Genomic DNA, 17836 nt, shown 5'->3' with positions numbered 1-17836 from the left:
CTTGCCCTAGCGAGCGAGACCGCTAAGGGAAAGCGAAGTTATGACGCTTGTTCTCGGTATCGAAAGTTCCTGCGACGAAACCGCCGCCGCGCTGGTCGACGGCAACCGGCGGATCGTCGCGCAAAGGATCGCCTCGCAAGACGAGGAACACGCCCCCTTCGGCGGGGTCGTGCCCGAAATCGCGGCGCGTGCCCATGCCGAACGGCTCGCCCCGATGATTGCGGGCGTGCTCACGGATGCCGGCGTCACGCTGGACGATTGCGATGCCATTGCGGCCACTGCCGGCCCCGGCCTCATCGGCGGGGTCATGGTCGGGCTGGTCAGCGCCAAGGCGCTGGCGATGACGAGCGATACGCCGCTTATCGCCATCAATCACCTCGAAGGCCATGCGCTGAGCCCGCGCCTTGCCGATGCGGACCTCGCCTTCCCCTATGCCCTGCTGCTGGTATCTGGCGGACACTGCCAGATCCTGCGCGTCGACGGCGTGGGCCGCTATCGCCGGCTGGCGACGACCATCGACGATGCGCTGGGCGAGGCGTTCGACAAGACCGCCAAGATCCTCGGCCTCGGCTTTCCCGGCGGTCCTGCGGTCGAGCGGCTGGCGGCGACGGGCGATGCGAAGGCCGTCCCGCTTCCCCGCCCAATGGTCGGCAGCGGCGAGCCGCATTTCTCCTTTGCCGGCCTGAAAAGCGCCGTCATGCGTGCTCACGAGAGCGGGAAATATGCGCCCGAGGACATTGCGGCGAGCTTCCAGCAGGCCGCTGTCGATTGCGTCATCGACCGGCTGCGGATAGCGCTGGCAGCGATGGGACCCGTTGAAACACTGGTGGTGGCAGGCGGCGTGGCCGCCAATGCGACCGTGCGCACCGCGCTCGAAACCCTCGCGGGCGAGCATTCGATGCGCTTCACCGCTCCGCCGCCGCGCCTCTGCACCGATAATGCGGCGATGATCGCCTGGGCCGGTGTCGAGCGCCTGCTGATGGACGGCTTCGCGCCCGATCCGCTCGATATTTCGGCCCGCCCGCGCTGGCCGCTCGATCCCGAGGCAGAACCCGTGCGCGGTGCAGGAGTGAAGGCATGACGAGCGTCGGGGTTCTCGGAGCCGGTGCATGGGGCACGGCGCTGGCGCAGATGCTGGCAAGCGACGGGCGCGCAGTGCGCATCTGGGCGCGGGAGGAAGAACTGGTCGCCGAAATCAACGCCGCGCACACCAATTCGCTGTTCCTGCCAAGCGCGCGCCTGGCCGAGAGCATTACCGCCACATCCGACCTTGCCGACATGGCCGCGCTCGACGTGCTGCTGGTGGTCACGCCCGCCCAGCACATGGGCAGCGTGCTGGCTGCCATGCCAGCCCACCCGCGCGACCTCGTCCTGTGTTCCAAGGGTATCGAAGCCGGTTCGGGGCGCCTGATGAACCACGTGGCGAAGGAAGCCGCGCCCGGCAGCGCCATCGCCGTGCTGTCCGGCCCCACCTTTGCCCATGAAGTGGCCGCAGGGCTGCCGACCGCCGTGACGCTCGCCTGCGCGGGCGGCGAGGCGCAATGGGACAGGCTCTCGTCCGTCGTCGCCCGCCCCGCCTTCCGCCCCTATTATTCCGACGACGTGACCGGCGCGGAGATCGGCGGCGCGGTGAAGAACGTCCTCGCCATCGCCTGCGGTGTGGTAGACGGCCTCGGCCTCGGCCAGAATGCCCGCGCGGCGCTGATCGCGCGCGGTTATGCCGAAATGCTGCGCTTCGGCGAGGCATTGGGCGCAAGGGCGGAAACGCTGGCGGGCCTATGCGGCCTCGGCGACCTCGTGCTCACCTGCTCTTCCACCTCCAGCCGCAATTTCTCGCTCGGCAAGGCGCTGGGCGAAGGCCAGAGCGCCGAAGCGCTGATGGCCGACCGGCGCACCGTGGCCGAAGGCGCGCATACCGCGCCCGTGCTGGTCGAACTGGCCGCGCGCCACGCTGTCGCCATGCCCATCGTCGCCGCGGTCTATGCGCTGCTGCAGGGCGGCAATCCCAAGGCTGTGGTCGAAGGCATCCTCGCCCGCCCGCTCAAGGCCGAACTGGGCGATGCGGGATGAGTGCCGCCGCGCAGGATGAAGACCTGACCGCCCTCGCCAAGGGCGGACGGCAGAATTTCTTCGGCTTCCTGCTGCGCCTGCTGGCGCGCCTGCCCTTCCTGTTCATCGCGGGCCGCCTTTACGGCCCCGATGCGCTGGGTCGCTTCGCTTCGGCACTGGTCGTGGTCGAGCTTGTCGCGCTGCTGTGTTCCATGGGCGAGAAGCGCGGCCTTGCGCAGCGTCTTGCCGAAGGGGAGGACGCACACCCTGCAAACCTCGTCTACGACGGGATGCTGCTGGCGGTCGTCTTTTCCGCGATTGCCGCGGTTTTCTTCTGGTTCGTGCCCGCCCCGCTTTTCCCGAGCGGCGAGTTCACCCAGTTCGACCGGCTGATCGTCCTTGCCATTCCCGGCTATGCGCTGACCGAAATCGTGCTGGCAGCGCAGGCCTATCGCTATGACATCGCCACCACGGTGCGCGCCCGCGCGGTGGTGGAGCCGTGGACGATCTCGATCATGGCGGGCGTTTTCGTCTTTATTCCCGCGCTTGCCGACAGCGGCCTTGCGCTGGCCTATCTCGCCTCGATCTATGCGGGCCTCGCGGTTGGCCTGTGGTCTTTCTTCCGCAGCTATGGCCCGCCGCGCCGCTGGCGACCCGAATTCGGCTATATGCGCAAGGTCACTGCGCGCGCCCTGCCGCTGGCCACGGCCGATGCGATCGAATGGGGTACGCGCCGCCTCGACATTTTCATCCTCGGCCTGTTCGCCGCGCCTGCCGCGGTCGGCGTCTATTACATCGCCCAGCAGGTCGCGAGCCTGCCGCAGAAACTGAAGACCAGTTTCGAGCCGATCCTCGGGCCCGTCATCACCAAGAACCTGAAGACCAAGAACTACGAGGCGATCGCCAAGCAGGTCTGCCAGGTGGGCTTCTGGATCATCGCTGCACAGGCAGGCATCGCGCTGGCGCTGGGCGTTCCGGGCGAAGCGGTCATGGGCCTCGTCGGGCCGGAATTCGTCGGCGGCACGGGCGCGCTGGCCTTCCTGCTGGCGGCCGAAGTGGTCGCGGCGACCGCCGTCGTGTCCGAAGCGGTGCTGATCTACGTCGCGCGGGGCCGCAACCTTGCCATCTCGGTCGGCACGATTGCCTTCCAGGCGGCGTTGACGATCACGCTGATCCTGCTGGTCGAGCGGCTGGGTTACGGCGAGCCGTTCAAGGCCGCTGCGGCCGCGATCGCCCTCATGGTCGCGCTAGGCGTGGCAAGTCTCGTGAAGGCGCTGCTGCTGACCCGGATCCTCGGATATCCGATCAACAACTGGCGCTGGGCGCTGGTCTATGCGGTCGCCCCGGCAGTGCTGGTCGGCTGGGCCGCCACACAGCTTCCCGAATGGGCCGAACTGGCATTCGGCATACCGGCGATCCTGCTGACGTATGGCTTTATCATCTGGAAACGGGGCTTCGGCCCCGAAGACCGGGTGCTTTTCCAGCGAAATAAGGCAGAGACGCCCGAATAGGGCACGTCCTGCCGCGTTTTCCTAAAACACAATAGATTCAACATTTTGCCTGCGCATTGCAGCCAGTTTCGGCGCGCATCGACGTGTGCCCGATTGACTCTCGCCTTATTTATGCCACAATTTGGCCTTGTTGATGCCATTATTTATGTAATAACATCACATCTGGGAGAACGAATCGTGGAGAGGAAGAAAATGGACAATCGGACACGTCTTGCCGGCGGCTCGATGGCGCTGGCATCCACCATGGCCTTGCTGCTGCTTGCCGGATGCGAAGCGACCAACCGGAACGAGCAGGTCGAACACGTCACCACCCTGGATATTGCCGAACCGGCCTATGCGCCGATGTACGAAAGCGCCGAGGCCGAGGCCGTTGCCGCCCCCTCGCCCGTCATGGCTCCCTGGACCGGCGATCCTGCGCTGATCCCGCAAGAAGACCGCGAACGCTATGCCGGGGAGGCGGTGTCGCCCATCCGGATTGCCGCGGTGGAGCCGGTATCCACCTTCTCGGTCGACGTCGATACGGGCGCCTATGCCAATGCCCGCCGTTTCCTGACCATGGGCCAGCTGCCCCCTCAGGATGCGGTGCGCACGGAAGAGATGATCAACTATTTCCGCTATGACTATGCCGCGCCGCAGGACCGTTCCAAGCCGTTCTCGGTCACGCTCGACACGGCAGCCAGCCCGTGGAACGCGCAAGCGAAGCTGGTGCGCGTGGGCCTGCGCGGATACGACTTGCCGCGCGAAGATCGTCCGGCGGCGAACCTTGTCTTCCTCGTCGATGTGTCCGGATCGATGGACAGCCCCGACAAGCTGCCGCTGGTCAAGCAGGCGCTTTCCGGCCTTGCCGGGGAAATGACCGGCAGGGACAAGGTGTCGATCGTCGTCTACGCGGGCAGCACGGGCGTCGTGCTCGAACCCACCAGCAGCCCGGCCAAGGTGCGTGCCGCCCTCGCCCGGCTCGGTGCAGGCGGATCGACCGCCGGCGCGGCAGGGCTCGAACTCGCCTATGCCATGGCCGAACAAGGCTTCATCAAGGGCGGCGTCAACCGCGTGATCCTGGCCACGGACGGCGATTTCAACGTCGGCATTTCCAATACCGACACGCTGATCGACATGATCGAGCGGAAGCGCGACAGCGGCATTACGCTCACCACACTCGGCTTCGGGACAGGCAATTACAACGAGGCGATGATGGAACAGATCGCCGACCACGGTAACGGCAATTACGCCTATATCGACACCGCGCTGGAAGCGAAGAAAGTGCTGCGCGACGAGATGAGCTCCACGCTCTTCACCATCGCCAAGGACGTGAAGATCCAGGTCGAATTCAATCCCGCCGCAGTCAGCCAGTACCGCCTGATCGGCTACGAGAACCGCGTGCTTCGCGAAGAGGATTTCGCCAACGACCGCGTCGATGCCGGCGATATCGGGGCAGGGCACCAGGTCACCGCGCTCTACGAGGTGATCCCCGCAGGCGCAAAAGGCTGGGTCGGCGAACGCCGCTACGATGCGAATAAGGGCAAGGCTGCGTCCGGCCCCGCCGACGAAGCCGCCTTCGTCCAGCTGCGCTACAAGCTGCCCGGCGCATCGCAGTCGAAGCTGCTCCAGTACCGCCTGCCTGCAACTGCGCTGGAAACGCGGCGCCTGCCGCAGGGCGACTTCGCCTTTGCCACTGCAGTTGCGGCCTATGGCCAGAAGCTGCGCGGCGATGCGCTGCTCGCCGATTTCGGCTGGGACCAGGTTGTCAGGCTCGCCGGAAGCCAGTCCGATTTCTGGCGGCAGGAGTTCGTCGAGCTCGCCCGCACGGCCGAAGCGCAGATGTAATAGCCCGCCCCGCGCGCCGCAGGTCTTGCACCCACGCGGCGCGCGGCTAGAAGGCGGGGCGATGACGTCGCGCCCCGCCCTCACTATCGCGCTCGGTGCCGCCCTCGTGGCGGCGCTCGGCTATGTGGCGAGCGGACCGGGCGCCGATGCAATGGGCGCCCGCCTGGCCGAACAGGCCGATGCAGCCCTGAGGGAAGCCGGCCTCGGCATGGTCAGCGCGCAGTTCACCGACCGTTTCGGCGCGCCCACCCGGCACCCGATGCTCTCCGGCGGCGAAAAGCTCGACGAAGGCCGCCGCGCAGAAGCCGCCCGGCTGGTCGCCTCGCTCCCCGGCGTCGGCGGGACGAGCTGGGAAGACGGCTTCGCCAATGCCGCAGCAGGCGCGATCGAGTACGAACCGCTGCACTGCCAAGAAGATGTCGAAGGGCTGCTGCGCACCCGCTCCATCCGCTTCGAGGAAGCGAGCGCGGAATTGCTGCCGGTCAGCATGATCCTGATCGACGAGGTGGCGGACGCGCTGCGCCCCTGTCTCGGCTCGATCATCGCGATTACCGGCCATACCGACGACACGGGCACCGAGCCGGGCAATATCGCGCTCAGCATGGACCGTGCGCGTGCCGTGCGCGAAGCGCTGGTCCAGCGCGGCATCCCGCGCGATGGTCTGCGCGCGCAGGGCGTCGGATCGGCCGAGCCGGTCGAAGGCCTCGCTCCCAACGATCCGGCCAATCGCCGCATCGAATTCTCGGTCGTCCGGATCGAGCCGCTCAAACCCACGCCAGTCGATACGCCGGGACCGCGCTGATGCCCATCTGGCTCGAAACCACCGCCCTCATGCTGGCCGCCTACGGGTTCGGCCTCGCCATCGGCTGGACCATCTGGGGCCGCGCACCGGCGCCGGATACGGAAGATATGCAGGAGAAGGATACGCTATGAGCGAACTCATCGCCGAACAGTGGCTGCTGGTCGTCGTCGCCCTCGTCATCGGGCTGGTAGTCGCATTCTACCTCTTCCACGCAGGCAAGCGCACCCGCGTCACCGGCGCGAAAAGCGACGTGCTGGATGAAGGCGCGGAAAAAGCGCAGCGCAATGCCGCGCTGATCGACAGTGCGCCCGCCGCCACCCGTGATGCGACGCACGCCGCTGCGCCCGCTCCCGCCGCGACCGGGGGCGACGACCTCACCCGCATCAAGGGCGTCGGTCCGAAACTGGCCGCGACGCTGACCTCGCTCGGTGTCACCCGGTTCGAGCAGATCGCCGCCTGGGACGATGCCGAGATCGACCGGATCGACGCGCAGCTCGGCCGCTTCGAAGGCCGCATCCGCCGCGATGACTGGGTCGGCCAGGCCGCCTTCCTCGCCAAGGGCGACACGGCGGGCTTTACGCAGAAATACGGCGCCACCGCCTGATCCGGGAACCATCCCCTCCCCACGCGTTAATCATTTGGGTCGAGAGCGCGTGAGGAGACACGGATGGGACAATTGCAGCAGCCATTGCGCATTCTCGTGGCCGAGGATGAACTGATTATCGGCTACGACCTGTGCGATACCGTGGCGGAAGCCGGGTACGTCGTGGAAGGCCCGTTCGACGACCTTTCGTCGGCCATGCTCGCCTACCAGAAGAACAAGCCCGACATCGCGATTCTCGACGTCCAGCTTGGCGATGGCATCGTCTATCCGCTTGCCGAACAGATGATGGCGGAAGACGTGACGGTCATCTTCCATTCCGGCCAGTTGACACCCGACGAGGTGCATGAACGCTTCCCCGGTGCCCGCGCACTGATGAAGCCCTGCCCGCCTGCCGAAGTCATCCATTCGGTGCAGGAAGCTGCCCTGACCCACTGATTTCCGCTTGCCGGAACCTACCGCGCGCTCCGTCCATTGGCTTGTCATACGCAAGACAATTCAAGGAGTTCGCCATGTCCCTTCCCAAGATGATCGCCGCCCATCCGCAGGTGCAGGACGAGACCGAGGAACTGGTCCTCGCCGCGCGCCACGCGATGCTGTGTTCGCTGTTCTGCACCTCCTGCGCCGATGCCTGCGTGGCAGAGGACATGGACATGGCGCAGTGCATCCGTAACTGCCTCGACTGCGCCGACGTCTGCGCTGCCACCGCGCGGCTCGCCGTGCGCCGCACCGCGCAGAATATCGAGGTCCTGCGCGCCCAGCTCGAAACCTGCATCAAGGCCTGCGAGACCTGCGCTGCCGAATGCAGCCAGCACGACAACCCGCACTGCCAGCTGTGCGCCACCATGTGCCGCGAATGCGCCGAGGATTGCCGCAAGGCCCTGCCGCTCGTTAAGTGAGGCAAAGCGCGCCGGCTCGTGATATGCTGGGCGCTTCATGTCGAAGCTCCAGTCCTTCCTCGCCCTAGACGGCGCCGACCGGATCGCCACTTTCGAGGCGATGGGACTGCTGCTCTACGCAAGGCTGCTGGTCGCGATGGTACCGCCGCGCCGCTGGCGTTCGCGCTTCGGCTCGATCGGCTGCGCTTCGCCCCAAGGCGGACGCGAGGCGGTCGATCTCGGCACGGTCAGGCGCATGCGCCTTGCCGTGATGCGCGCGCTGCGCAATGTGCCCGGCGCGCCGAACTGCTTGCCCCAGGCGCTGGCGGCCCGCTGGATGCTGGAGCGGCGCGGGATCGCCTCCGACCTTTATATCGGCACCCAGCGCGCACCGGGCGACCACCCGCGCTTCCACGCGTGGCTCAAAGTGGGCGAGGAATGGGTCACGGGAGTATGCGACGAGGGCGAATATGCGCTCTTTTCTACAGGCGATGCGGAAGTGGCCTGAAAGGGCGCTTGTCCGGCCTTGCACCGCGCCGCGCTTGGTGCCAGTGCCCGACCCGTAACAAAGGAGACTATATGGCCGGCCCTAACAGCGGGATGGTGCCCTTCGACTGGGAAGACCCGTTCAACCTCGACGACCAGCTGACCGAGGAAGAGCGGATGATCCGCGATGCAGCAAATGCCTTTGCACAGGGCGAGCTGCAGCCGCGCGTCACCGACGCGTACCGTGAAGAAATGGACGCGCCCGAACTCTTCCCGCTTATGGGCCAGGCCGGCCTGCTGGGCGCGACCGTGCCCGAGGAATACGGCGGCGCGGGAGCCAGCTATGTCGCCTATGGCCTGATAGCGCGCGAGATCGAGCGCGTGGACAGCGGCTACCGCTCGATGGCCTCGGTCCAGTCCAGCCTCGTGATGTATCCGATCCACGCCTATGGTTCGGAAGAACAGAAGCGCAAATACCTCCCCGGCCTCGCCAGCGGCGAACTGATCGGCTGCTTCGGCCTGACCGAACCCGACGCGGGCTCCGACCCGGCCGGCATGAAGACCGTCGCGAAGAAGGACGGCGACGGCTACACAATCTCCGGCTCCAAGACCTGGATTTCCAACGCCCCCTTCGCCGACGTCTTCGTCGTCTGGGCGAAGAGCGAGGCGCATGGCGGCGGCATCCGCGGCTTCATCCTCGAAAAGGGAATGGAGGGTCTTTCCGCTCCCAAGATCAAGGGCAAGCTGTCGCTGCGCGCCTCGACCACCGGCATGATCGTCATGGACGAGGTGAAGGTGGGTGCGGACGCGCTGCTGCCCGAAGTGCAGGGCCTCAAGGGTCCCTTCGGCTGCCTCAACCGCGCACGCTACGGCATCAGCTGGGGCGCGCTGGGTGCAGCGGAATTCTGCATGCACGCCGCGCGCCAGTACGGCCTCGACCGTCACCAGTTCGGCGTGCCGCTGGCATCGAAGCAGCTCTACCAGCTGAAGCTTGCCGACATGATGACCGAAATCTCGCTCGGCCTGCAGGGTAGCTTGCGCGTCGGCCGCCTGATGGACGAAGGCAAATTCTCGCCCGACATGATCTCGATCGTGAAGCGCAACAATGTCGGCAAGGCGCTCGATATCGCGCGCAAGGCCCGCGACATGCACGGCGGCAACGGCATTTCCGAAGAATACCAGGTGATCCGTCACATGGTGAACCTGGAAACGGTCAACACCTACGAAGGCACGCATGACGTCCATGCGCTGATCCTCGGCCGGGCCATCACCGGGATCGCTGCGTTCTGATGCCCTTTCCTACTTTTGCGCGTGGTGGCATCAGGGTCTCATGAGAGAGCCGAGAACCGCAGCAACCCGCGCAAAAGCAGGCCCGGGCACGCCCGGCGCTTTTTCCGCCTGGACCGTGTTCCATCTGTTCCAAGCTGTAGGAGAGGCCGCATGATGAAGCTGCATGGCTACTACCGCTCGTCGACCAGCTACCGCCTGCGCATCGCGCTGGAATTGAAGGGGCTGGATTACGAATACGTGCCGGTAAACCTGCTGACTTCGGAGCAGAAGGGTCAAGCCTTCACCAGCCGCAATCCGTTCGGCTCGGTCCCGCTGCTCGAAGCCGACGGGCGCGACCGCGCGCAGTCGATGGCGCAGCTGGAATGGCTGGACGAAGCCTATCCCGAAAACCCGCTGCTGCCGGCGGACGTCGAAGACCGCTACACCGCCCGCGAACTGGCTTATGCCATCGCCACAGAACTGCACGCGCCGCTGAACCTGCCGGTGCTCAAGTACCTCGCCAATGAATACGGCAAGTCGCAGGACGAGATCGGCGTGTGGTACCGCCACTGGCTCGCCCGCACGCTCGAACCGCTCGAAGCGCGGCTTGCGCAGCTGGGCACCGGCGACTTCCTGTTCGATAAACCCGGCTTCTTCGAGGTCTGCCTGCTGCCGCAGGTCTACAATGCGCAGCGCTTCGCCTTCGACTTTAGCGCCATGCCCCACATCACCCGGATCGAGCAGGCCTGCCTTGCCCTGCCCGCCTTCCAGCGGGCCCACCCGGACAACCAGATAGACAACCCCGAGAGGAAATAGCCCCATGAAGCTCGCCACAATCAAGGACGGAACCCGCGACGGCAAGCTGGTGGTCGTCTCCAAGGACCTGACGCGCTACTGCGCCGCGGACAACATCGCCCCGACGCTGCAGGCCGCGCTCGACAATTGGGACGAGATCGCGCCCAAGCTCGAAGCGCTTTACATCGATGTCGAACACCAGGTCGTGCCGTGCGAACGCTTCCACGAGCGCGAGGCACATTCGCCGCTGCCGCGTGCCTACCAGTGGGCCGACGGCTCGGCCTACATCAACCACGTCGAACTGGTCCGCAAGGCGCGCGGCGCGGAAGTGCCGGAGAGCTTCTACCACGATCCGCTGATGTACCAGGGCGGCAGCGACAGCTTCCTCGCCCCGCGCGACGATATCCCGCTGGGCGACACCAAGTGGGGCTGCGACATGGAAGGCGAAGTCGCCGTCATCACCGACGACGTGCCGATGGGCGTCACGTCCGAGGAAGCAGCAGGACACATCAAGCTGGTCATGCTGGTCAACGACGTGTCCCTTCGCGGCCTGATCCCGGGTGAACTGGCCAAGGGCTTCGGCTTCTTCCAGTCCAAACCTGCCAGCGCCTTCTCGCCGGTCGCCGTCACGCCGGACGAGCTGGGCGATGCGTGGTCGGGCAATGTCATCCACTTGCCGCTGATGGTCGATTACAACGGCCAGCCCTTCGGCCGCGCCAATGCGGGCGTCGATGCGACCTTCAGCCTCGCCGATCTGGTGGCCCATGCCGCCAAGACCCGGAACCTGTGCGCAGGCAGCATCATCGGTTCGGGCACCGTTTCGAACCAGGGCCCCGATGGCGATCCGGGCAAGCCGGTGGCCGAGGGCGGCCTCGGCTACAGCTGCATCGCGGAAATCCGCATGATCGAGACTATCGCCGACGGCGAGGCCAAGACTCCCTTCATGAAGCCGGGCGACACGGTGCGCGTCGAAATGCGCGACAGCGAAGGGCACTCCATCTTCGGCGCGATCGAACAGAAAGTGGTGGAGGCCTGAATAGCCCCTCCCCCCTCGCGGGCAAGCGGATAGGCCTGCTGTCCTCGTGGGTCTCGCGCCGCAATGGCGGCGTGTTCGAAGCGGTGGTCGGGCAGGCGCAGATGCTGCGCGGCCTTGGCGCGGAGCCGGTCGTCATCGGCGTGCGCGATGCAGCGAGCGAAGAGGATCGCTGGCGTTTCGGCGATGCCGAAGTGCTGCTGGCGGAACCGCGCGGACCGCAGGCGCTGGCCTATTCGCCGGACCTCGACGCCCTCGTTGCGGGAGCGAAACTCGACCTCCTTCACCTGCATGGCATCTGGCAGTATCCCAGCCATGTGGCGGGCCGCTTCGCACGCACAACGCGAAAGCCGCTGGTCATCAGTCCGCACGGCATGCTCGATCCGTGGATCACCTCTCGCAATGCGTGGAAGAAGCACGCAGCCCGCTTCCTGTGGGAGCGCGAGGCATGGTCTTCGGCCAGCGCTTTCCACGCCCTCACCGAAGCGGAAGCCCGCGACATCGCTGCCGAAACCGGCGCTTCGCGGATCGATATCGTGCCCAACGCCGCCCCCGCCCTGTCGGGGGCGCGAACGGACCAGCGCCCGCCGATGGCGCTCTATCTCGGGCGGATCCATCCCAAGAAGAACATCACTGCCCTCGTCGACGCTTGGCTACAGGTGCGCGGCCGCCTGCCCGCCGATGCAGTGCTGACGATTGCCGGATGGGGCGACGATGAAGGGATCGCCGCGCTCGAAAGCGCAATGCCGCAAGGGGGCGCATCAGGTATCGAGTTCGTGGGAACGGCCTTCGGATCGCAAAAGGCGGCGCTGCTGGACCTCGCCCGTTTCCTCGTGCTTCCCTCGCAAAGCGAAGGCCTGCCGATGGCGGTGCTCGAAGCATGGGCGGCGGGCGTGCCTACGCTGATGAGCGAGGCCTGCCATTTGCCCGAAGGCTTCGCTGCGGGCGCGGCCATCGACTGCGGTACCGGCAGCGACACGATCGCCGCCGCGCTGCTCGCAGCTTTTGCCATGCCCGATAGCGAATGGGATGCGATGTCCCTTGCCGCGCGGAATCTCGCTTCGGGTCCGTTCTCGCAGGCCAGCGTCGCGAAGCGCTGGGAGGGGAGCTACGCCGCGTTGCTCTAGTCGCCCTGCCCCACCCGCTGGAGGCGCACATTGTCCAGCGTCACGGCATCGCTACCGGGACGCAGCCAGATGCCGACAACCTCGTTTTCGCACCCCTTGGCGCGCAGCAACTGGCCCCGTGCCAGCGCCCCTCCCGCCTGCGAGGGTCTTTCGGGTTGGCCGCAATCGAGCGAGGCGAGCAGCGTATCGCTTTGCGAACCAGCGACGCTGGCAAATGCCCGGTACTCGCCCGCTTCCAAGGCCACCGGCTGCGACAGGACGAGCCGCGTCACGCTGGTCCGGTTGGCCAGCTCCACCGCCCCGCCCACTGCCGCGATGCGGACACCGCCCGAGCCATGCCGCCGCCAGCCGAACAGCGCATCCTCGCCCAGCTTGTCGAAGGCGGGATCGGCCAGCAGTTGGCCACTGGATGCCCCGGAGCACTGCACGCGCTGGAGGGCCTGCGCATCGGCGCGGTAATTGCGCCGGGCCAACTCGCGCACCAGCGGATCGATCCGCGCACAGCCGAGCGGGATCGCCCCGGCATTGCGGGTCAGGAATGCCGCCCGCTCGCGCAGGATGGCCGCATCCTGCCCTTCGGCTCGCAGATAGGCATCGGTCCAGAGCGACTGCGTGCCAAGCCGGCGGGCCAGTTCCGCCCTGCCTTCCTCGCGCGATTCCATGATCGCGAACAGCCCGTCCAAGACGCGGGTTTCCGGATGAACCCTCAAGAGGATGTCAAAATGGCGCGCGGCATCTGCCACACGGCCCTCGTCCATCGCGATCGCCGTGAAGGCGCCCTGCGCCAGCGGCTCGCGTGCACTGATTGCGGCCGCGACCTTCATCGCTTCGCCGCCCAGGGCTTCGTCGCCGCTGGCATAGGCTGCCGCGCCAAGGAAGGCCGGACCGCGCGCATCGGCAGGATCCGCGAGGATCGCCTCGCGCGCCGAGGCCGACGCAAGGTCCAGCTCCCCCGCAACCAGGTGCCGCGCGGCAGTCACACGGGCGGCATCGGCGCGGAATGGCGCCGGGACGAGGCGCTCGTCGCCGGGCTGGTGCGAACTCAACCGGTCGAAACCGGAGAAGAGCGCAAGGGCAGCGAAGAGGGCAATGCCGAGCGTCGCCGGCCAGCGCCCCCGCAGCTTCGTCATGCCGCGCCGCGTCCTTGTTTGTCGGTGTAGGAATAGTAGTCGTAGCCGTAATAGGCCGAATAGCGATTGCCCGAACGGCTGGGATCGAACTTGGCCAGCGCCGCGCCGAGGATGGTCGGCTCCATCGAGCGCAAGCGCCGCAGCGCCGCCTTCAGGGCGCCGCTATGCCCGCGCTCTGCCTCGACCACGAAGATCGTGCCATCAGCGATGGCGGCGAGCATCGGCGCATCGGCAAGGCCGAGGATCGGCGGACTGTCGACGATAACCACGCCGTAACGCTGGCTGAAGCTTTCGAGCAGCTGGGCCATGCGCGGGGAGGACAGGAGCTCCGTCGGGCTCGGCGGCAGCGGACCTGCGGGAAGCAGGTCGAACTCGGTCTCGCCATGCTTGACGCGGGTCGCCACATCGCCTGGCTCGCCCTGCGCGATCAGCAGGTCGGTCAGGCCGCGTTCGCTGCTGATGCCCACCAGCTTGTGCAGCGCAGGTCGGCGAAGGTCGGCATCTATGAGCAGCGGCGCGATACCGATGCGCGCGAGGCCAACGGCGATGGCGAAGCTGGTCGTGCTCTTGCCTTCGGCCGCCTGCGCACTGGTGACCACGATGACCTTCGGCAGGCCGGTGGGCGTCGAATAGAGCAGTGCCCCGCGCATCGAGTTGTAGGCTTCCGCAATCGGCGATTTCGGTTCCGCCAAGGCTTCGAGCGGGGACTGGTCTTCCGCCCGCGGCACCACGCCGAGCAGCGAAAGGCCGAGCTTTTCTTCCACGTCCTCGGGTGTGTGGATCACGTCGTCCAACTGGTCGCGCAGGAAGATCGCGACACCCGCGAGGGCAAGGCCGATTAGCAGCCCAATGGCGAGATTGCGCGGCAGGCTGGGCGATGATGGATCGCCGGGCACTTCGGCGCGATCGATAATGGTAATGTTGCTCGAGGCGATGCCTGCCGAGGCGTTCAGTTCGCGGTAGCGCTGGAGCAGGCCGTCATAGATCGAACGGGCCGTATCCGCCTCGCGCGCGAGGACGTTGTAGCGCACCGACTGGTCCTGTTCGGCGAGCGTTGCACCGCGCGCCTCGCTGACCTGCCCTTCCAGCCGCTTTTCGGCAGCTTCCGCAGCGAGGTACTCGGACCGGATCGACTGACGCACCTCGTTGGCGGTGCGGGTCAGTTGGCCGTTGACGGCCGCAAGATCCCCTTCGAGCCGCGAGGTCGCGGGATGGCCTGCAAGATAGCGTTCGCGCGCGACCTGCAGTTCGCTTTCGAGCTGCGCGCGGCGGGTCATCAGCGCCTGGATCGTCGGATTGGACAGAACCGGCTGCGACGACAGGAGCGGGGCGTTTCTTACCGCGTCCCAACGCGACTGGGCGGCAATGCGTGCCTCGCGCGCGCGGATCGCGGCCTGGTTGTATTGCAGCAGGCTGGACGACGTGACCGTGCCGGTAGCCAGTTCAGGTCCCGTGGGCGCAAAGGCATCGCGCGTGCGGATAAGCCCCGTCTGGCGCGCGTAATCGTTGAGCGCTGCCTCCGACTGTTCGAGCGAGGCGCGCGCCTCTTCCAGCTGCTCGGCGACGAAATTGCGGGCATAGGCCGAACTGTCGAACCGCCGCTGCAGGTTCTGCTGGATGAATTCCTCGGCAAAGGCATTAGCGATGCGCGCGGTGATTTCCGCATCGGTGCTGGAGAATGCGACCAGCGCGATGCGCGTCGACCGGCGCAATTCGACCGTCGTGTTGTCCTGCAGCAGGTCGATCGCCAGCTTGCGCTTCTCGCGCTCTTCCGTCGGTACCGACTGCGGCGCGACTTCCATCGCGCCGAAGAACCGCTCGTCATTGGCCAGATCCAGCCCGTCGGCTACCCGCTCTGCCAATGCGCGGCTGCGCAGGACGTCCAGCTGCGTATTCAGAAAGCGGTCGATGTCCCAGTCGGACGGCGGGGCGATCTGCGTTTCGAATTCGCCGCCCAGCACTTCGTCGCTCTGGTCGTTGATCTGGACGCTGGACGTCGCGGTGAAGCGCGGCGTGTCGAGCATGGTGACCACCAGCGCCAGCGCTATGGCCGCTCCGACGATGCCGACCGCCATCCAGGCATACCGCCGGATCGCGCCCAGCACCGCGCGGATCGCCGCGCTGATGCCGTTTTCGCCCGATGCGGCATAGGCGGCCGCGTAGCGGTCACGCACGGTGGGCATGGCAGAAAGCGTCTGGTCGGTCATCCGATGGGCCTGAAGATGCCGAATACGGGCAAGGCGCGCAGGACATCCTGCCACGCGCCGCGAATGCTGGAATAGCCGACCACCACGACATCGCCGGGGACGAGCGCAACATCGGGCATCCGGCCGCCGCGGATCGCCCGCAGGTCGAAGCGGCCTGCCTGCCGCTGCCCGTCGACGGTGCGGAAGATCATCACCTCGTCGAGCTTGGCGGTTTCCGTCGGGCTGCGCGCAAGGGCCAGGGCCGACAGCAAGGTCTGCCCTTCCGCGTAGGGGAATACACCGGGCTGCTCGACTTCGCCTTCAACGGCAATGGTGCGGCCTTGCCCCTGCTTGACGAGGACAGTGACGCGGGGATCGCGCAGGTAATTGGTCGCGTAGGCGGCCTCTACCGCGGCAGCGAGTTCGGCGGCGCTGAGACCGACCGCGCGAACCTCTCCCACTAGCGGCAAGGTCACATTGCCCGCATTGTCGAGCGCGACCTCTTCCACCGAAAGTTCGGGTTCATCGAAGACGCGAACCGACACCACATCGCCGGGCGAAAGGGTGTAGCGGCTCGGCAGGGTCGCGGCGGGTTCGACTGCCACCGCATCGTACCCGGCCTGTCCGGCGGGAACCACCGGATCGAGCGGCGCTTGGCAAGCCGTAAGGCCCAGCACGCAGGCAAGCGCGATTGCGTGCTGTCCACCTGCCGTCTGCAAGAGCCGTGTCATCAATCCTGTTCCGTTTCCCGTCGGGCCCGGAAGGGCGGCCTGACAGGGCCAAGAAGCCCGGCCGCCACCCCTGCAAGGCAGGCGATCGCCATGTTTCGCAAGGGGTAATCGACGAGAGAATGCAGCGCAATGACGCCAAGCACGCCAAGGGCAAAGAACTGTGGAGTGCGCTCTTCGGGCGACTCGCGCAGGGCTATGCGGGCCAGCGAGACCAGCAGGACGGCACCAAGCACCAGCAGGACGGGAGCGCCTATGCCCGTCTCGAGCAGAAGTTCGAGATAATCGTTGTGCGCCCGGTTGATCGAAGGAGGCGCGAGGCTCTCGAAACTCTCGTAAGGCGTGAACGCAACGGGGAAGGTCCCTACCCCGCTGCCAAAAGGAAAATACGCCAGGGTCGCGGTCAGCGAGTCGCTCCATACGAACAGCCGCGCGTCGCTCGTGACGTCGAAGCGCGATGCAACGCCTGCCAGCCGCTGATTGCCCGCCAGAACGAGCGGCAGGGCCAGCAAGAGCAGGACGATACCGGCAGCACCCCGTGCAGCCCACTTCGGCGCACCGCCCAAGCCCACCGGCCCAAGGATGACGGCGTTCAGCGCCAGCACCGGCAGGATCAGCATTATTCCTGCGCGCGAGCCGGTCAGCACTGCGGCTAAGAGCAGGACGGCCTGCCCCGCCAGCAGGACCGGCACGCGGCGGCGCGCAATGGCAGGCGGCATGGCCTTGCCCGCAAACCACGCGCTCAAGGCCAGCGATCCGATGAGCAGAACGTCGACGGCAGCGTTCCGATTGGCGTGGAAGCCTGTCAGCCACCCGCGATGGCTCTTTTCGTAGAGCTGGAAAGCGCCGTCGCTTCCCGCCAGTTGCAGCGCTCCCAAGACAGCGCTTGTGATGGCGACGAGCGCGATTGTCAGCACCACGGCCCGGCGGTCCCGCGAGCCGAGTGTCGCTGTCGCCCACATGAGGCAAACGGCAGGGACCAACGCCAGCAGCCCTGCAAGCGTGCGCGGCGCGCTGATAGTCAGCGGTCGCCAGCTTTCCTGCGCCCCCACCAGCGTGAGCGAAGCGGCTTCAAGTTCCCGGCCCGGCAGCGCCTGCCAGATCGCAGCCGGCAGAGGCACGAGCTGGATGATGGGAATGGCGAGCAGCGCGCAGCCGAGGATCAGCAATTGGCGGGGTATCTGCCCGGCAGGAGCACTCTCGCCGCGCCGCGCCCACCATATCCAGGCGATCGCGGCGCCAACGAAACCGATCTGGACGATAATCTCGGCCTTGGGACTGGGCGATCCGCCTCCGCCCAGCACCATGGCCCAGGCAAGAAAGCCGGCGACCAGCAGGCCGTGATGCGAAACCGATAATGGAGCGCGCCTGCGCAAGAGCCCCTCCCCGAATTCCCTGGGACCAGATCACTAGCCCC

Annotated in this window: 18 protein-coding genes; 14 read left to right on the top strand and 4 right to left on the bottom strand. The window is 66.6% G+C overall.

Going from position 1 to position 17836, the window contains the following annotated elements; genetic code table 11:
- The first annotated feature begins 40 nt into the window (after window positions 1-40).
- From tsaD to LC083_RS10515, 14 genes are all read left to right on the top strand, one after another.
- Window positions 41-1081, top strand: a complete 1041-nt coding sequence (gene tsaD, locus LC083_RS10575) for a tRNA (adenosine(37)-N6)-threonylcarbamoyltransferase complex transferase subunit TsaD (RefSeq protein ID WP_226700355.1) — start codon at window positions 41-43, stop codon at window positions 1079-1081.
- Window positions 1078-2070 (top strand): NAD(P)H-dependent glycerol-3-phosphate dehydrogenase, encoded by a 993-nt coding sequence (locus LC083_RS10570; protein WP_226700354.1) that lies wholly within the window; start codon window positions 1078-1080, stop codon window positions 2068-2070. Before tsaD ends, LC083_RS10570 begins: the two co-directional genes overlap by 4 nt.
- Entirely contained in the window at window positions 2067-3560 is a 1494-nt protein-coding gene (locus LC083_RS10565) for a lipopolysaccharide biosynthesis protein (RefSeq protein ID WP_226700353.1), read from the top strand. Before LC083_RS10570 ends, LC083_RS10565 begins: the two co-directional genes overlap by 4 nt.
- Before the next feature lie 192 nt (window positions 3561-3752).
- Window positions 3753-5384, top strand: coding sequence for a vWA domain-containing protein (locus LC083_RS10560; protein ID WP_226700352.1), 1632 nt, complete (start codon window positions 3753-3755; stop codon window positions 5382-5384).
- A 61-nt stretch (window positions 5385-5445) separates the two neighbouring features.
- Window positions 5446-6186, top strand: coding sequence for an OmpA family protein (locus LC083_RS10555; RefSeq protein WP_226700351.1), 741 nt, complete (start codon window positions 5446-5448; stop codon window positions 6184-6186).
- Window positions 6186-6317, top strand: coding sequence for a hypothetical protein (locus tag LC083_RS14015; protein ID WP_264187271.1), 132 nt, complete (start codon window positions 6186-6188; stop codon window positions 6315-6317). The genes LC083_RS10555 and LC083_RS14015 overlap by 1 nt, the downstream gene beginning before the upstream one ends.
- Complete coding sequence (locus LC083_RS10550; protein ID WP_226700350.1) at window positions 6314-6790, top strand: hypothetical protein; 477 nt, start codon at window positions 6314-6316, stop codon at window positions 6788-6790. Before LC083_RS14015 ends, LC083_RS10550 begins: the two co-directional genes overlap by 4 nt.
- A 63-nt stretch (window positions 6791-6853) precedes the next feature.
- A complete protein-coding gene (locus tag LC083_RS10545; protein ID WP_226700349.1) occupies window positions 6854-7225 on the top strand; it encodes a response regulator in 372 nt (123 codons plus the stop codon).
- A 74-nt stretch (window positions 7226-7299) separates the two neighbouring features.
- A complete protein-coding gene (locus LC083_RS10540) occupies window positions 7300-7686 on the top strand; it encodes a four-helix bundle copper-binding protein (RefSeq protein ID WP_226700348.1) in 387 nt (128 codons plus the stop codon).
- 37 nt (window positions 7687-7723) lie between these two features.
- Window positions 7724-8173 (top strand): lasso peptide biosynthesis B2 protein, encoded by a 450-nt coding sequence (locus LC083_RS10535; RefSeq protein ID WP_226700347.1) that lies wholly within the window; start codon window positions 7724-7726, stop codon window positions 8171-8173.
- A gap of 92 nt (window positions 8174-8265) precedes the next feature.
- Window positions 8266-9441 carry an acyl-CoA dehydrogenase gene (locus LC083_RS10530; protein ID WP_226700795.1) on the top strand — a complete coding sequence of 392 codons (1176 nt, stop codon included), beginning with the start codon at window positions 8266-8268 and terminating at the stop codon, window positions 9439-9441.
- Between the two features lie 153 nt (window positions 9442-9594).
- The gene (gene maiA / locus LC083_RS10525) at window positions 9595-10236 is read left to right on the top strand and encodes a maleylacetoacetate isomerase (RefSeq protein WP_226700794.1); all 642 of its coding nucleotides are present in this window, start codon (window positions 9595-9597) and stop codon (window positions 10234-10236) included.
- Window positions 10237-10240: 4 nt separating this feature from the next.
- Entirely contained in the window at window positions 10241-11251 is a 1011-nt protein-coding gene (locus tag LC083_RS10520; RefSeq protein ID WP_226700346.1) for a fumarylacetoacetate hydrolase family protein, read from the top strand.
- A 71-nt stretch (window positions 11252-11322) separates the two neighbouring features.
- On the top strand, window positions 11323-12375 hold the full coding sequence (locus tag LC083_RS10515; protein ID WP_226700345.1) for a glycosyltransferase: 1053 nt from the start codon (window positions 11323-11325) through the stop codon (window positions 12373-12375).
- Here LC083_RS10515 and LC083_RS10510 read toward each other — a convergent pair.
- The 4 genes from LC083_RS10510 to LC083_RS10495 are packed head-to-tail and all read right to left on the bottom strand — an operon-like array spanning window position 12372 to window position 17795.
- Complete coding sequence (locus LC083_RS10510; RefSeq protein WP_226700344.1) at window positions 12372-13505, bottom strand: hypothetical protein; 1134 nt, start codon at window positions 13503-13505, stop codon at window positions 12372-12374. The genes LC083_RS10515 and LC083_RS10510 overlap by 4 nt on opposite strands.
- Window positions 13502-15712: a GumC family protein gene (locus LC083_RS10505; RefSeq protein ID WP_226700343.1), complete on the bottom strand. Its 2211-nt coding sequence runs from the start codon at window positions 15710-15712 to the stop codon at window positions 13502-13504. Before LC083_RS10505 ends, LC083_RS10510 begins: the two co-directional genes overlap by 4 nt.
- Entirely contained in the window at window positions 15709-16422 is a 714-nt protein-coding gene (locus LC083_RS10500; protein ID WP_226700342.1) for a polysaccharide biosynthesis/export family protein, read from the bottom strand. Before LC083_RS10500 ends, LC083_RS10505 begins: the two co-directional genes overlap by 4 nt.
- On the bottom strand, window positions 16422-17795 hold the full coding sequence (locus LC083_RS10495; RefSeq protein WP_226700341.1) for an O-antigen ligase family protein: 1374 nt from the start codon (window positions 17793-17795) through the stop codon (window positions 16422-16424). Before LC083_RS10495 ends, LC083_RS10500 begins: the two co-directional genes overlap by 1 nt.
- Window positions 17796-17836 lie beyond the last annotated feature (41 nt).

It is taken from the genome of Qipengyuania gaetbuli, from assembly GCF_020524765.1.
In the GTDB taxonomy this organism is placed as follows: Bacteria; Pseudomonadota; Alphaproteobacteria; order Sphingomonadales; family Sphingomonadaceae; genus Qipengyuania; species Qipengyuania gaetbuli_A.
This window is presented reverse-complemented; position numbering and strand designations above follow the sequence as displayed.

What these genes read in the sequence shown, in the direction of transcription:
- LC083_RS10510 (WP_226700344.1), bottom strand. Translation starts at nt 13,505, where the DNA reads ATGACGAAGCTGCGGGGGCGCTGGCCGGCGACGCTCGGCATTGCCCTC.
- LC083_RS10570 (WP_226700354.1), top strand. Translation starts at nt 1,078, where the DNA reads ATGACGAGCGTCGGGGTTCTCGGAGCCGGTGCATGGGGCACGGCGCTG.
- LC083_RS10545 (WP_226700349.1), top strand. Translation starts at nt 6,854, where the DNA reads ATGGGACAATTGCAGCAGCCATTGCGCATTCTCGTGGCCGAGGATGAA.
- LC083_RS10500 (WP_226700342.1), bottom strand. Translation starts at nt 16,422, where the DNA reads ATGACACGGCTCTTGCAGACGGCAGGTGGACAGCACGCAATCGCGCTT.
- LC083_RS10535 (WP_226700347.1), top strand. Translation starts at nt 7,724, where the DNA reads ATGTCGAAGCTCCAGTCCTTCCTCGCCCTAGACGGCGCCGACCGGATC.
- LC083_RS10565 (WP_226700353.1), top strand. Translation starts at nt 2,067, where the DNA reads ATGAGTGCCGCCGCGCAGGATGAAGACCTGACCGCCCTCGCCAAGGGC.
- LC083_RS10530 (WP_226700795.1), top strand. Translation starts at nt 8,266, where the DNA reads ATGGTGCCCTTCGACTGGGAAGACCCGTTCAACCTCGACGACCAGCTG.
- LC083_RS10550 (WP_226700350.1), top strand. Translation starts at nt 6,314, where the DNA reads ATGAGCGAACTCATCGCCGAACAGTGGCTGCTGGTCGTCGTCGCCCTC.
- LC083_RS10505 (WP_226700343.1), bottom strand. Translation starts at nt 15,712, where the DNA reads ATGACCGACCAGACGCTTTCTGCCATGCCCACCGTGCGTGACCGCTAC.
- maiA (WP_226700794.1), top strand. Translation starts at nt 9,595, where the DNA reads ATGAAGCTGCATGGCTACTACCGCTCGTCGACCAGCTACCGCCTGCGC.
- tsaD (WP_226700355.1), top strand. Translation starts at nt 41, where the DNA reads ATGACGCTTGTTCTCGGTATCGAAAGTTCCTGCGACGAAACCGCCGCC.
- LC083_RS14015 (WP_264187271.1), top strand. Translation starts at nt 6,186, where the DNA reads ATGCCCATCTGGCTCGAAACCACCGCCCTCATGCTGGCCGCCTACGGG.
- LC083_RS10520 (WP_226700346.1), top strand. Translation starts at nt 10,241, where the DNA reads ATGAAGCTCGCCACAATCAAGGACGGAACCCGCGACGGCAAGCTGGTG.
- LC083_RS10540 (WP_226700348.1), top strand. Translation starts at nt 7,300, where the DNA reads ATGTCCCTTCCCAAGATGATCGCCGCCCATCCGCAGGTGCAGGACGAG.
- LC083_RS10555 (WP_226700351.1), top strand. Translation starts at nt 5,446, where the DNA reads ATGACGTCGCGCCCCGCCCTCACTATCGCGCTCGGTGCCGCCCTCGTG.
- LC083_RS10560 (WP_226700352.1), top strand. Translation starts at nt 3,753, where the DNA reads ATGGACAATCGGACACGTCTTGCCGGCGGCTCGATGGCGCTGGCATCC.